This window comes from Spirosoma areae, assembly GCF_054781775.1.
Map to the genome: position 1 here is coordinate 104,159 of NZ_BAAGTT010000016.1, position 12,888 is coordinate 117,046.

A 12,888-nucleotide genomic window follows, 5' to 3' on the forward strand; every position below is an offset into this window, starting at 1 on the left:
TTTGTCATGCTGACGCAGGAAGTATCTTAATGTATCCTAATGAGTATGTGAGTAAAATTTAACCGGGCCGCCGGAGCGGATGCTTCCTGCGTCAGCATGACAAAAAAAGCCTATGAAACAAATTGACGTTTGCTTAACGCCCGATTTACTGCATCTGCACACCGTTGAGAATACCATCGTGATTGTTGCCGATGTGTTTCGAGCCACCTCCTGCATGGTAACGGCCTTTGCCTATGGTGTAAACAGTATTATCCCCGTAGCTACCATTGAGGAGTGCCGACAGTTGCAGGAGCGCGGTTATCTGGCCGCTGCCGAACGGAACGCTCACCGGGTTGAAGGCTTTGAGTTAGACAACTCGCCATTCACGTATATGGACGAGCGAATCCGGGGGGCAGATGTAGCCATGACGACGACCAACGGCACACTGGCCATTACCAAATCGCGGTCGGCGGTGAAAGTGCTGGTCGGTTCGTTTCTGAATTTAGACGCCATTGTGCGGTTTCTAAAAACCGATGGGTACGATGTCATGGTGTTGTGTGCGGGCTGGAAAGGGCGCGTTAATCTGGAGGATACGCTCTTCGCGGGCGCTTTGGTCGACCGGCTCAAAGACAGCTACGCCATGGCTGAAGACAGTGCCATGATGGCCTGGCGGCTCTATGTGCAGGGGAAAGACAACTTAGTGGGCTACATGGCCAATGCCTCGCACATTCGGCGGCTGCAACGACTGGGCATTCAGAAAGACATCGCTTATTGCCTGCAGCATGACCTCTACGACGTAATTCCAGTCTTGCGGGGAAATGCACTGGTGAGTATGAGCGTGTGAAACCCGGATCAAACCCGGAAGGCATTAACCCGCTTCGCTGGTTTTGGTTAGAGCCACGGGCTGCATAAACGCGTGCTTGATGGCTGGAAATGCCTCATAAATTGACTCGTGAATCCGCACGATGGCTTTATTTATAACGTCAGTTGTCAGGTTAGCCTGGAACGCAACGCTCTGCACCAGTGTAATTTCTTCCGGTCCCAGATAAATCGTGGCAATTTGTACCGCTTTCAGCACGGCCGGGTCGGCTTCGGTGAGCGCCACCAACTGCCGGGCAGTATCCGGGTCGACGCCCTCGCCCATGAGCAGACTTTTACTCTCACGGGCCAGCACAACGGCCACCGACACTAAGAGCAGCCCAATCATGATCGACGCCATGCCATCGAGATAGGGGTTATTGAGCGCATGGCCCAGAAATACCCCCAGAAAGGCAATCATCAGCCCCAGCACGTCGGAAGCGTCTTCAAACAGAACCGTGAACGTAGCCGCGTCTTTACTGTCTTTTATGGCTGCCCAAAGCGACTGCGCCCCGCGCTGTGCGTTGAAGGCCCGCCAGGCCGTCATCAACGAATACCCATCCAGTGCAAGCGCGATACTCAGCACAATGTAATTCCAAAACGGGTCTTTAATCGGCTCTGGATGCTGAATGTGGGTTACTCCTTCGTAAAAAGAGACGCCACCACCCACCGCAAAAATTAATAAGGCTACGACGTATGACCAGAAATATTGCTCGCGGCCATAGCCAAAGGGCCGTTTTTCGTCGGGAGGGCGTTGACTCCGGCTGATGCCCAGCAGCAAGAGCAACTCGTTGAGCGTATCGACCAGCGAGTGGATTCCCTCCGACAACATGGCTGAACTACCCGTAATACTGGCCGCCACAAATTTGGTTGTGGCAATGCCCAGGTTAGCCGCCAGCGCGGTATAAAGTGGTATTTTAGACGAAGCCATACCTTAGCAACGGTTTCCCGCCAACCGATGTTCGATAAGGCTTCAGGGAAAATCAGGCTACGGCCTGCTCGGCTTGCAGATAGTCGAGTACGTCCTGCATGGTGGTCAGCTTATCGTAATCTTCGTCGGGAATGCGGATGCCAAACGCCTTCTCTAACTGCATAATCAAATCGACTATATCGAGACTGTCTAAGCCCAGGTCGCGCGAGAAATGAGTTTGGTCGGTGATGGCCGACGCGGGTACACCAAATCCGTTCAGAATCTCAATTACTCGCTTTTTCATGTCGCGCTCGTCTGGTTTATAACCTGGGTCTCTGTTTATATAATTCATTTCAGCGCGATTTAGTATGTCCGTTACGAAGTTATTAACATAGCTTAACGTTAGCGTAACGTCTCGCCCAACAGCCGTTTCAGCTCCAGTTGATTGAGCATCAGTTGATATTGGAAATTTAGCCGACCCAGTTCGGCCTCTTCCACACCTGTTTCGGCACTTTGCAACTCAACGTTGGTAATGACCCCATTTCGCAAGCGGGCGTTGGCAATCTGCAGGGCTTTAGTGGCTTGCTGAACCTGGGTTTCGAGATTAGCCAGCCGGGTCTGGTTGCTCCGAATGTCGGCATTGAGTTGGGCGATACTCTGCCGCACCTGGGCATTGGCGTTTTCAACGGCATAGCGGCTGGCGTTCAGGTTCAACTGAGCCGCCTGATTCTGTAGCTGATAGCGTTTGCTGGCATAAATAGGCACGGTGAGCGAGACGCCAGCCGCTATGTTGAATCTCGGATTATTTATTTCCGGCAAATACCCATTGCGGAAACCAGCCGAACCCGAAAAACCCAGGCTTGGCCGACCCGATAAAGTAGTCACTAAAATATCCGTTTCGGCCTGCCGAACACGGTCCTGGGCTAATTGCACGTCTTTGTTTCCTGCCAACCCAGTTTGACCATCATTTGCCAGCGTAAACGGTTGAGTAACGGCACGGCCTGCCGTAGCTTCCAGCGTGAACTGGTCAGTGGCCCGGCTCACGTCTGGATTTGGATTGCCGGTCAAATAGGTCAGCACGGCCAATTGCCGCTCCAACTGATTCTGAATCTCAATTTTACGGTTCTGCGATGTTTTCAGCCGAACCTGTTGGGTGAGCACATCATACTCCAGCGCATCGCCGTTTTGCAGGCGTGTCGCCAGCAGGCGCACATTGGCTCCCGCCGTCTGGATGACCGAATCCTGCACGGCTAAACTCCGTTGCAAAAATCCGATGCCGTAGTAGGCAGCCGCCACCTGATAGGCCAGGGTTTGCCGGGTAATTTCCTGGCTCCGGCGCAGCACCTGCACGTTATCGGCAGCCTGCTGAACGGCGGCAGTAGTCCGGCCCCAGTCGTAAATTGTCTGCCCCACCGTTACAGCCGCATTCACGTTATGGTTTGGCTGAAACTGAATGGTTCGGTTTATGCCATCGACCGGTAGTGTAGCCTGAGCAACGGGCGTCAGATACTGATAGGAGGCATTTCCGTTTACGGCTGGCCGCATGGTTGTGCGGGCAACATCGACCCGCAGGTCCCCCGCCTGGATTTGCTGCTGCTGTTGTTTCAGCATGGGGAAATTGGTGTTGGCCTGCTCAACCAGCGCCCGCAAATCGTCGGGCAGTTGGGCGGGCTGGTCCTGCGCCTGCGCGGTTCCTACCAGGAGCAAAGCACTTATTGTGAGAAATGTTGTTTTCATGTTTAAGAGAAGTTCCACGTTTCAGGTTCCAGCCGGTTCACCGAAGGAACCTGAAACGTGGAGCCTGAAATGGAGTTGAATTAATTACTAATCAGTGGGCTGCATCGGCAACGGCTTTTGCGGCAGTAGCATCCATTTTTTTATTTTTGAGCAGGAACAGCAACGGGAACGACACGACAAAAAACAGTCCCGCCAGCCGGAAGGTATCTAAGTACGAAACCATCAATGCCTGCCGGGAAATGATCAGGTCGAGATTTTTATAGGCACCGGTCACGGCATCAAAGGCGTTAACTCCCCTTGCTATCAGGGCTTGCGTCATCGCGTTGAGCCGCTCGGTGGTGAGCATCTCGCCCGGTTGCAGGTTCGATAGTAAGTCGCCCCGGTGAACGGCCGTGCGCTGCGTCACATAGGTGTTGGTGATGGCTACCCCGAAGGCCCCCCCAATTTGCCGCATCATGTTCACGATGGCAATGCCGGTGGGTAGCTGCCGGGGTTCGAGTGTCGAAACCGACTGGTTAATAAGCGGTACGTTAACTAAAGCTAATCCAATTCCCCGGACAATAAGGGCCGTAATGAAATCGCCATCCGACGCATTCATGTTGTAGGTCGACATCATGAAGCAGAACGTTGAAAAGGCAACGTAGCCCAGAATGACAATCAACCTCGGCGAGACGCCTTTTGCCAGCAACCTCCCAACCAGTGCAAACATCGGCAGGGTAACCAACCCGCCGGGAATCAGGAGTTTACCCGTCTGGGTGGCCGTTAAGCCAACAATGCGCTGGGCAAAAAGCGGATAAAGCAGAACGGACGTAAACAGGCCATACCCCACCACAACCACCAGAATTGAGCCAATGGCTAAGTTTCGGTTTTTCATCACCCGAAGGTCCACTACTGGCGCTTTTGTGCCGCGAAGTTCCCACCAGATAAACAGAGGCAGCGTAATGGCTGCCACAAGGGCTAACCACATAATCAGTTTACTGTCGAACCAATCGTCGGCTTCGCCCCGCTCCAGCACGTACTGCAAGCTACCGATGCCTACTGCCAGCAGCAGAATACCAAACTGGTCGATAGCAATCGATTTCCGGTCGATGTTGATCTCATCCTCTTTCTTGTCGATGAAGGCCAAACTCAGCATCACAGCGATAATACCAATGGGAACGTTGATATAGAACATCCAGCTCCAGTGGTAATTATCGATGATATAGCCGCCCAGGGTAGGGCCGAGGGTTGGCCCAAGCACAATGCCCATACCAAACAAGGCGGAGGCAACGGCCCGTTGCGAGGGCGGAAAGGCATCATACATCAGCCCCTGTGAGGTTGAGAGCAGCGCCCCCCCGCCAATACCCTGCAGAAACCGGAAGGCCACCAATACCCACAAATTGTCGGCAAAGCCACAGCCATAGGAGGCCAGGGTAAATAAAACAATGGAGCCGATGTAGTAATTCTTCCGGCCAAAATAGCGTTGCAGAAAACTCGTCATCGGAATAACGATGACATTGGCAATGGCATAGGCCGTTACCACCCACGCTACATCTTCAATCGTGACACCGAGGTTCCCGGCAATGTCGGTCAGGCCGACGTTCACGATAGATATATCAATTAGTTCGATGATGGCCGCCGAGATAGCCGTAATGACCACAATCCACCGGCGAAATCCTGTTGGTTGAGACATGATTTAAATGAATAATGCACACTGGATAATGACTAACGCACAAAATGCTCATGGATAAGCCAGTGTGCATTAGGCATTATTCATTAGTTTTCCACCCGCACCTCAGCCTCGACGCTCAGACCGGCCCGTAATTGATTTTTGTATTTCTCAGGGTTCAGAATTTCGATTTTCACCGGTACGCGCTGGGTAACTTTCACGAAGTTGCCCGAGGCATTGTCGGCAGGTAGCAGCGCGAAACGTGAGCCAGTGGCTTCCGAAAGCGAGGCTACCCGGCCTTTTACGTCCAGATCGGGGTACGCATCTAAGCTGACATCAACAGGCTGACCAACGGCCATTTTCTCCAACTGCGTTTCTTTAAAGTTGGCAACGACCCAGAACGTCGAATCGGCAATAATGGTGAATAGGTTCTGACCCGGCTGCACATATTGGCCAACCACCACGTTTTTACGGCCAATTTTCCCGGCAATCGGGGCCGTAAGCCGGGCGTAGCCCACGCGCAGTTTGGCGTTGTCGATGGCGGCCTGTTTTACCTTCAGCACCGCCTGAATTTTCTGAATATTGGCCTGCGCCTTGGCAATACCGGCCTGCGCCACGCCCTGCGATGATTGAGCTAAACTAATCTGCTCGACGTTGGCTTCGTATTGGCGGCCCTGTACCTCGGCATTATTCTCGGCTTCTTCCAGTTGCTTTCGGGTCAGCGACTGCTCTTTATACAGATTCTGGTCACGTTGCAAATCCTGCCGCGATTTATCCCGCCGGGCAGCCTGCACCCTGGCGTTCGACTGAGCCACCCGGGCATTCTGCACAACGTTGCGGGCGTTTGCCTGAGCATTCTGGAGGTCAGCACGGGCATTTGCCAGATCAGCCACCGATTGCTGATAGTCGGCTTCGACCTGGGCCAGCGCTACATCGTACTCCTGTGGATCAATCGTTACAAGTGGCTGACCTTGTTTTACCGTTGCATAATCATCCACATTAACTGCCGTCACATAACCCGCCACGCGGGCCAGTACGGGGGCGGAGTTCCCTTCAATCTGGGCATTATCAGTCGTTTCATAGTGCTGGCTGTGTACATACGCCTGGTAGCCAAAATAACCCCCGATTAGTAGGACAAGACCAATGATGATGCGGGGCAAATAGGAACGCACCGTACTTGTTTCCTCCTGATTCATGACCTCTTTACTTACCGTTGTCGTTGCCATCGTAGTAATTCAATTTCAATTCTGTTCGTGTTTGTGGGTAGAACCAACCAAGTAGTCAACTTGTTTGACTATCGCGAAGCAAAAGTAAACCAGGTTGACTATAAAGTCAAGTGAGTTGACTATATTTGTACGATAATCTTTGGCGAATTGTTTTAGGATTCGTTAATTTTCCTTCATGATCGTGGAAATAGACAATAAAGTCTTTGATTTTGACCAATTTCGGCTTGTTCGTGAACGGTCTATGGGCCGTTTAATATGGCGGCTCAAGCGGTTTATGCAAGGTTTTATGGAGCCGCGCTTACACGCGTTGGGATATACCGATTTCAAAATGAGTTATCTGATGTTCCTGGCGAGCATTGACGAAACGGGAACTACCAATAATGAGTTAGCGAAACGCGCCTGTGTAACGAAGCAGATGATGAGCAAAATTGTTGGCCTGCTCGAAAGTGAGGGCTATATCTATACGCAGAAAAACCCGAACGACTCGAGGTCGAGTATTATATTCCTTAATGATCGGGGTAAAGAACTTTTCGTTGCGCTTGGGGGGTGTATGCAGGAAGCCCGGACTAAATTTGATGGCATTGTTGGACACGATCAGATGGAGCAGGTGATCGATACCATGGTGTTGTTGGCGAATACCCTGGAAGCCGAAGAACAATAGAGGGATGGATAATGTATGATGTATAACGCTGACACGCTACATCATATAGCCTCCTATGTTTACGTCCATCAATCCCTACAACCAGCAAAAGCTGAAAACATACCGCGCTGATGGCCCGACTGCCATTGAACGCAAACTTAAACAAGCCGACCGGGCCTTTGCCGACTGGTCGGCTTTGTCATTGCCAGAGCGCACGGATTATCTGCGTAAGGTTGGCGCTTACTTAAACGCTACTAAACAACGCTATGCCGAACTGATGACCACCGAAATGGGTAAAACGTTAAAGGAAGCTATTGCCGAAGTGGAAAAATGCGCGGCAGCCTGCACCTTCTACGCCGACCATGCCGGGGATTTTCTGGCTGACCAGCTCATTGAAACTGAAGCCCGGAAAAGTTTCGTTACATACCAGCCGCTGGGTCCCGTGCTGGCGATTATGCCCTGGAATTTTCCGTTCTGGCAGGTGATGCGCTTTGCCATTCCCGGTCTAATTGCGGGTAATGTGGGCCTGCTAAAACATGCCTCGAATGTGTTTGGCTGTGCCCTGGCTATCGAAGAAACGTTTCGGGCGTGTGGCTTGCCGGAGGGTGTATTTCAATCAGTAGTAATCGATTCATCGGCGGTTGAGGGGATTCTGAAAGATAAGCGGGTGAAGGCCGTCACGCTCACAGGTAGCGGGCGGGCGGGCGCATCGGTAGCCTCCATTGCAGGGAGCCAGATTAAAAAATCGGTACTGGAGTTAGGGGGTTCCGATGCACTGATTGTGCTGGCCGACGCCAATCTGGAAAAAGCGGCTGAAGTGGCCGTAAAATCCAGAATGCAAAACGCTGGTCAGAGTTGCATTGCTGCCAAACGATTCATCATTGAGAAGTCAGTAAAAAAGCAATTCACTGAACTCGTGCTGCATCACATTGGGCAAATCAAGCAGGGCGACCCCACCGACGACGCCACAACGATGGGACCCATGGCCCGGCTCAATCTGGCCGACGACATTGACCGGCAAGCCCGCGAATCCATCGCCAAAGGAGCAAAACTGCTCACGGGTGGTCACCGTTCCGGTTGTAACGTTCAGCCGATATTACTGGATGAGGTAAAACCCGGCATGGCCGCATTTGATGAAGAAACGTTTGGCCCTTTGGCCGCCCTGATTGAGGCCAGGGATGAGACCGACGCCATCCGGCTCGCCAATCAATCTGATTTTGGGCTTGGGTCAGCCCTATGGACAAAGGATTTAGAAAAAGCTGACCGATTAGCGCGGCAGATTCAGGCGGGGTCGGTGTTCGTCAATGGGCTGATGCGCTCCGATGCACGGGTGCCCTTCGGGGGCATCAAGACGTCTGGTTTTGGGCGCGAATTGTCGGAAATTGGGATGAAAGAATTTGTGAACGTGAAAACCGTGTGGGTGGAGAAGTCGTGACTTCAGTTCGGGTTATTTTCGGACTGACCGTTCTCCTTTCGGGAATTCAGATAGCCTTTTACGACGGTGAAGGTAGTAATGGCTAAGAAGAACAAAATGATGTATTGAACGTAGTCGACAATCCACGGAAACCGTTCGCCGAAATAAAATCCACCACCGGCCAGTATCAGAACCCAAATGGCCCCGCCGATGAGGTTGTAACTCATAAAGAACTGGAAGGGCATATGAATCAGACCTGCCAGCAAGGGGGCGAACGTCCGGACAATGGGCAGGAAACGGGCAATAATCAACGCCCTGTTGCCATATTTAAGGAAAGCGTCGCGTGTGTTGTCGATGTACTTTTGCTTGAAAAACAGCGAATCTGGCCGATTTTTTATTTTCCCGCCAAAATAGTAGCCCGTCAGGTAACTGATGAGCGATCCCAGAACAGCCGCCCCAAACAGGCAGGTGAGCAGCAGCCAAAGGGGAACACTCAACAGTTTTGTTCCGGCAAAAACGCCCGATAAAAACAACAGGTAATCACCCGGCAGAAAAAAGCCAAAAAAGAAGCCATTCTCAACAAAGACGATCAGCGTTATCAGTACCAGCCCACCCGTTCGGATAATTTCTTCGGAATTGAGAATGTACCTGAAAAATTCAATGATTTGATCCATTTATTAATGAGCGAATGATAGAGTGATTGAATGATTGAATAGGTACCCCGGAATCTATTCAATCATTCAATCACTCTATCATTCACAATTAAATATTTTCCGCCAGCTCAAGCCAGCGGTCTGTTTTTTCGGCGATGCGCTGGTCAATCTGTTTAATTTCCTGCGCCCAGGCAATTAGCTGCTCGTGATGGTCGCCCGTGTTGAGCAGATTCACCACATCTGATTTGCGTTGCTCCAACAATTCAATTTCTTTTTCGAGCATTTCGTATTCCCGAATTTCTTTGAACGATAGTTTTTTCTTCGCCCCATTGGTATCAACCAGTCCCGAAGAAACTACCGACGGAGACGTTTGGTTCTTCGGGGCAGCCAGGGCGGGTTTACCATTTTGTGAAGTCACGCTTTTGGGCTGCGAGTCCCGCCACTCGCGGTAGTCGGTGTAGTTACCCGGAAAATCGCGGACTTTCCCGGCCCCTTCCATCACAAAAACGTGTTCTACGAGCCGGTCCATAAAGTAGCGGTCGTGGGTAACGATGAGCACGCAACCCGAAAAGTTGAGCAGAAACTCCTCCAGCACGTTCAGCGTCGTGATGTCGAGGTCGTTGGTTGGCTCATCTAAAATCAGGAAGTTTGGATTTTGAACCAACACCAGCAATAGTTGCAGCCGCCGTTTTTCGCCCCCGCTCAGTTTCGCCACATAATCATACTGCTTGGGCCGGTCGAACAAAAACCGGCTCAGCAACTGCGTGGCCGTAATGGTGTCGCCGTTAGCTAATTTCATTACTTCGGCTACATCCTGCACCACGTCGATAACCCGCTGATTTTCGGGTAGATCGAGTTCGGTTTGGGTGTAATAGCCAAATTTCACGGTGCCGCCGGTCGTAATTTTGCCCGAATCGGGGCGCAGTTGACCAATGAGCATATTCATGAGCGTGGTTTTGCCCATGCCATTTTTGCCAATCAATCCCACCCGGTCGGGCCGCTTGAAGGTGTAGTTGAAATGATCGAGCAAGACTTTATCGCCGAAGCGTTTGCTCAGGTTTTCGACTTCCAGAATCTTGCTGCCGAGCCGGGCCATCCGCAGGTTCAGGTCGAGTTCGCCATCGTTGCGCTTGCCGCTTGTTTTCTCTTTCAGGTCGTCAAAGGCGTCGATGCGGTACTGGGCTTTTGTTCCCCGCGCTTTGGGTTGCCGGCGCATCCACTCCAGTTCGCGCTGGAACGTGTTGCGGTCTTTGGATAGTTCCGATGCTGCCGCCGTTTCGCGCTCGTCTTTTTTCTCTAAAAAATACGCATAGTTGCCCTTGTAAGTATAAAGTTGGCCGCTGTCCATCTCGGCAATCTGGTTGCAGACCCGGTCCAGAAAATAGCGGTCGTGGGAGACCATTAGTAGCGTACCGTTGTTGGTATTCAGAAAACTCTCGAGGTACTCGATGGCTTCGAGGTCGAGGTGGTTGGTTGGCTCATCCAGAATAAGCAGGTCAGGGTTCTGAATCAGCACCCGCGCCAGGGCCACCCGTTTACGCTGCCCACCCGACAGCGACCCCACCAACTGCTCTACATCCTGAATGCCCAACTCGCCCAGAATCTGCCGGATTTGGGCTTCGTAGTCCCAGGCTTCGAGTTTTTCCATATCGACCATCGCGCGTTCGAGGGCGGCATGGTCGTCGTGGGCAAGGGCAAGTTCGTAGGCCCGCACGGCATCGAGTTGGGCGCTTTCGCCCGCCAGCACAACCTCCATCACGGTTAGGGCATCATTCAAATCGGGTTGCTGATCGAGGTAGCCGATGGTGATGTTTTTGCGCTGACTGACAATCCCCGAATCGGGCGGCATGGCCCCGGCCAGAATAGACAACAGTGTGGTTTTGCCGGAGCCATTTGCTCCAACGATGGCGACTTTATCGCCCCGGTTCAGGCCAAAGGTAAGGTTCTGAAACAGCACGCGGTCGCCGTAGGACTTGGTTAACTTTTCGGCTGAAAGGTAATTCATAACTGGTAAGTAGATGCTTCAATCCAAAGTCGAGACTTTTCTACGTCTTAAAATCTGGAAACATTATTTTTTGAAATTGACGACGTGTCCGTACACGGACGTGAGGAAAGCTAATCGACTTCAGAATCTTGAAGTGGCCATCCTCGGTGATACTATAATCGGCACCACAAGCCACTGCACAATCGACGAACTTATTGTCGTCGGGGTCGCCTTTAATAAGAAACCAGAAGTAGTAAGGAGATACTTTTACTATGTTAGGCCGATTAAGCAACGTTTCTATAACGTTTTGTGCCAGAGTTGCTGAGTCATAGAATGCGCCTATAACCTCTTCATATTCCTCTAAAATGTCTGTCGTGACAGCTAATTCAATACTCCCGTTCAGAATAGCGTCAAATAGCCATCGACTCGTTGATATTTTGGCAATGCTTACCATCAAACAGTTAGTATCAACTACTACCCTCATTGTTTAGGATGGTATGGAGTTCGACGATGGATTGTAGCTTCCTTCTCCAACTGTTCGGCTGTAATACCACGCTCTGCAATAATTTCGTCTAATTCATTATCAACTAATTTAGCAAAGTAATTAGACAACAATTGCCGAATTTCCATTTCTTGCTGTGGCGACAATTGGCGCTCAAACAAATGCAACATGTATTGTTGCATAGCATTAAGCCGAGTTGGTTGGTTTTTGTCCATATCTGTAACGAGCGTTAATGCTGATTAACTTGACAAAGGTACAACAAAGAAAATCGTTCGTACTTTTACGAGTCAATCGGTAATAGAATCCTTTCCTGATAACCAGCAATGTTTTTGAAACGTCTCTGCTTAACGCTTACCGTCACAATTGGGTTAGCCATTTATGCTAATGCCCAAACCGCTACCGAGTTTAAATCCTACACGCAGGTCATTCCGGGCAGCAACCAGACGTATGCACTGGTGGCTATTCCGGGCGGTAAGTTTCTGATGGGCAGTTTGCCCGATGAAAAAGGCCATCAGCCCGACGAATCACCGAAGCATAGTGTCGCCATCGAGCCGTTTTACATGGGCAAATACGAAGTGACGTGGGACCTCTACGACCTGTTCGCTTTCACAAACATGGAGAAGGAAATGGCCGCGAAATACACCGGCAAAGAGGCCAACCTGCCCAAAACGGATGCAACCACGCGGCCCAGCCCGCCCTATGTGGATATGTCGTTCGGGATGGGGCGGGAAGGCTATCCGGCCATCAATATGACTCAGTATGCGGCCATCAAGTTCTGCGCCTGGCTTTATGCAAAAACGGGCGTGTTCTACCGCCTGCCAACCGAAGCCGAATGGGAATATGCCTGCCGGGGCACCGGGCCGAATGCAACCCTGGCTTACTCGTTCGGCAACGACGTGAAAAAATTAGGCGACTATGCCGTATTTACGGGAAACAGCGACGGCGGCTACAAGAAAGTGGGTACCAGAAAACCGAACTCATTCGGGTTGTATGACATGCACGGGAATGTGATGGAATGGACGCAGGACCAGTACATTGAGGACTATTACAAGCAGAAAGCCGCTGGAAACGTAAAGGAATCCTATGCGCCAACAACCACACTTTACCCCAACGCCGTGCGGGGTGGCTCTTGGGACGACGGCCCGGAGGTGCTGCGCTCAGCCGCCCGGATGCCCTCGGCCCCGGCCTGGAAAGTGCTCGACCCGCAAAGCCCCAAATCGGACTGGTGGCTGACCTCGGCTTCGTTCGTGGGTTTCCGGTTTGTTCGCCCCGCCAAAACGCCGGGCGAAGCCGAAATTAAAGCATATTACGATATTAAACCGATTAAGGACTATTAA

13 protein-coding genes are annotated in these 12,888 nt (G+C 51.5%); 4 read left to right on the plus strand and 9 right to left on the minus strand.

Annotation, left to right across the window (positions count from 1 at the left end):
• The first annotated feature begins 112 nt into the window (after positions 1 to 112).
• The gene (locus ACYVI1_RS06480; protein ID WP_460907982.1) at positions 113 to 823 is read left to right on the plus strand and encodes a 2-phosphosulfolactate phosphatase; all 711 of its coding nucleotides are present in this window, start codon (positions 113 to 115) and stop codon (positions 821 to 823) included.
• A gap of 24 nt (positions 824 to 847) precedes the next feature.
• Here the strand turns inward: ACYVI1_RS06480 and ACYVI1_RS06485 are convergent, their stop codons facing one another.
• The 5 genes from ACYVI1_RS06485 to ACYVI1_RS06505 form a co-directional block, all read right to left on the minus strand.
• Positions 848 to 1,768, minus strand: a complete 921-nt coding sequence (locus tag ACYVI1_RS06485; RefSeq protein WP_460907984.1) for a cation diffusion facilitator family transporter — start codon at positions 1,766 to 1,768, stop codon at positions 848 to 850.
• Between the two features lie 52 nt (positions 1,769 to 1,820).
• Entirely contained in the window at positions 1,821 to 2,051 is a 231-nt protein-coding gene (gene acpP, locus ACYVI1_RS06490; protein WP_460907986.1) for an acyl carrier protein, read from the minus strand.
• 98 nt (positions 2,052 to 2,149) lie between these two features.
• Positions 2,150 to 3,484, minus strand: a complete 1,335-nt coding sequence (locus ACYVI1_RS06495; protein ID WP_460907988.1) for a TolC family protein — start codon at positions 3,482 to 3,484, stop codon at positions 2,150 to 2,152.
• A 91-nt stretch (positions 3,485 to 3,575) separates the two neighbouring features.
• On the minus strand, positions 3,576 to 5,156 hold the full coding sequence (locus tag ACYVI1_RS06500) for a DHA2 family efflux MFS transporter permease subunit (RefSeq protein WP_460907990.1): 1,581 nt from the start codon (positions 5,154 to 5,156) through the stop codon (positions 3,576 to 3,578).
• Between the two features lie 83 nt (positions 5,157 to 5,239).
• Positions 5,240 to 6,358 carry an HlyD family secretion protein gene (locus tag ACYVI1_RS06505; RefSeq protein WP_460907992.1) on the minus strand — a complete coding sequence of 373 codons (1,119 nt, stop codon included), beginning with the start codon at positions 6,356 to 6,358 and terminating at the stop codon, positions 5,240 to 5,242.
• Positions 6,359 to 6,644: 286 nt separating this feature from the next.
• Here ACYVI1_RS06505 and ACYVI1_RS06510 point away from each other — a divergent pair, with 286 nt between their 5' ends.
• Together ACYVI1_RS06510 and ACYVI1_RS06515 are read left to right on the plus strand one after the other, a co-directional pair.
• Entirely contained in the window at positions 6,645 to 7,019 is a 375-nt protein-coding gene (locus ACYVI1_RS06510; RefSeq protein WP_460907994.1) for a MarR family winged helix-turn-helix transcriptional regulator, read from the plus strand.
• Between the two features lie 55 nt (positions 7,020 to 7,074).
• On the plus strand, positions 7,075 to 8,433 hold the full coding sequence (locus ACYVI1_RS06515; RefSeq protein WP_460907996.1) for an NAD-dependent succinate-semialdehyde dehydrogenase: 1,359 nt from the start codon (positions 7,075 to 7,077) through the stop codon (positions 8,431 to 8,433).
• A 2-nt stretch (positions 8,434 to 8,435) separates the two neighbouring features.
• Here ACYVI1_RS06515 and ACYVI1_RS06520 read toward each other — a convergent pair whose 3' ends face one another.
• The 4 genes from ACYVI1_RS06520 to ACYVI1_RS06535 form a co-directional block, all read right to left on the minus strand.
• Positions 8,436 to 9,086 carry a DedA family protein gene (locus ACYVI1_RS06520; RefSeq protein ID WP_460907998.1) on the minus strand — a complete coding sequence of 217 codons (651 nt, stop codon included), beginning with the start codon at positions 9,084 to 9,086 and terminating at the stop codon, positions 8,436 to 8,438.
• Positions 9,087 to 9,174: 88 nt separating this feature from the next.
• Positions 9,175 to 11,070: an ABC-F family ATP-binding cassette domain-containing protein gene (locus tag ACYVI1_RS06525; protein ID WP_460908001.1), complete on the minus strand. Its 1,896-nt coding sequence runs from the start codon at positions 11,068 to 11,070 to the stop codon at positions 9,175 to 9,177.
• Between the two features lie 40 nt (positions 11,071 to 11,110).
• A complete protein-coding gene (locus ACYVI1_RS06530; RefSeq protein ID WP_460908003.1) occupies positions 11,111 to 11,533 on the minus strand; it encodes a putative toxin-antitoxin system toxin component, PIN family in 423 nt (140 codons plus the stop codon).
• On the minus strand, positions 11,530 to 11,766 hold the full coding sequence (locus ACYVI1_RS06535; RefSeq protein WP_460908005.1) for a hypothetical protein: 237 nt from the start codon (positions 11,764 to 11,766) through the stop codon (positions 11,530 to 11,532). The genes ACYVI1_RS06530 and ACYVI1_RS06535 overlap by 4 nt, the downstream gene beginning before the upstream one ends.
• A 108-nt stretch (positions 11,767 to 11,874) precedes the next feature.
• On the opposite strand from ACYVI1_RS06535, the gene ACYVI1_RS06540 reads away from it, so the two are divergent.
• On the plus strand, positions 11,875 to 12,888 hold the full coding sequence (locus tag ACYVI1_RS06540) for a formylglycine-generating enzyme family protein (RefSeq protein ID WP_460908007.1): 1,014 nt from the start codon (positions 11,875 to 11,877) through the stop codon (positions 12,886 to 12,888).

Excerpts from the sequence above, each read along its gene's own strand:
- ACYVI1_RS06505 (WP_460907992.1), bottom strand. The coding sequence starts at position 6,358 with ATGGCAACGACAACGGTAAGTAAAGAGGTCATGAATCAGGAGGAAACA.
- ACYVI1_RS06535 (WP_460908005.1), bottom strand. The coding sequence starts at position 11,766 with ATGGACAAAAACCAACCAACTCGGCTTAATGCTATGCAACAATACATG.
- ACYVI1_RS06515 (WP_460907996.1), top strand. The coding sequence starts at position 7,075 with ATGTTTACGTCCATCAATCCCTACAACCAGCAAAAGCTGAAAACATAC.
- ACYVI1_RS06530 (WP_460908003.1), bottom strand. The coding sequence starts at position 11,533 with ATGAGGGTAGTAGTTGATACTAACTGTTTGATGGTAAGCATTGCCAAA.
- ACYVI1_RS06540 (WP_460908007.1), top strand. The coding sequence starts at position 11,875 with ATGTTTTTGAAACGTCTCTGCTTAACGCTTACCGTCACAATTGGGTTA.
- ACYVI1_RS06510 (WP_460907994.1), top strand. The coding sequence starts at position 6,645 with ATGGAGCCGCGCTTACACGCGTTGGGATATACCGATTTCAAAATGAGT.
- acpP (WP_460907986.1), bottom strand. The coding sequence starts at position 2,051 with ATGAAAAAGCGAGTAATTGAGATTCTGAACGGATTTGGTGTACCCGCG.
- ACYVI1_RS06485 (WP_460907984.1), bottom strand. The coding sequence starts at position 1,768 with ATGGCTTCGTCTAAAATACCACTTTATACCGCGCTGGCGGCTAACCTG.
- ACYVI1_RS06525 (WP_460908001.1), bottom strand. The coding sequence starts at position 11,070 with ATGAATTACCTTTCAGCCGAAAAGTTAACCAAGTCCTACGGCGACCGC.
- ACYVI1_RS06520 (WP_460907998.1), bottom strand. The coding sequence starts at position 9,086 with ATGGATCAAATCATTGAATTTTTCAGGTACATTCTCAATTCCGAAGAA.
- ACYVI1_RS06480 (WP_460907982.1), top strand. The coding sequence starts at position 113 with ATGAAACAAATTGACGTTTGCTTAACGCCCGATTTACTGCATCTGCAC.
- ACYVI1_RS06500 (WP_460907990.1), bottom strand. The coding sequence starts at position 5,156 with ATGTCTCAACCAACAGGATTTCGCCGGTGGATTGTGGTCATTACGGCT.
- ACYVI1_RS06495 (WP_460907988.1), bottom strand. The coding sequence starts at position 3,484 with ATGAAAACAACATTTCTCACAATAAGTGCTTTGCTCCTGGTAGGAACC.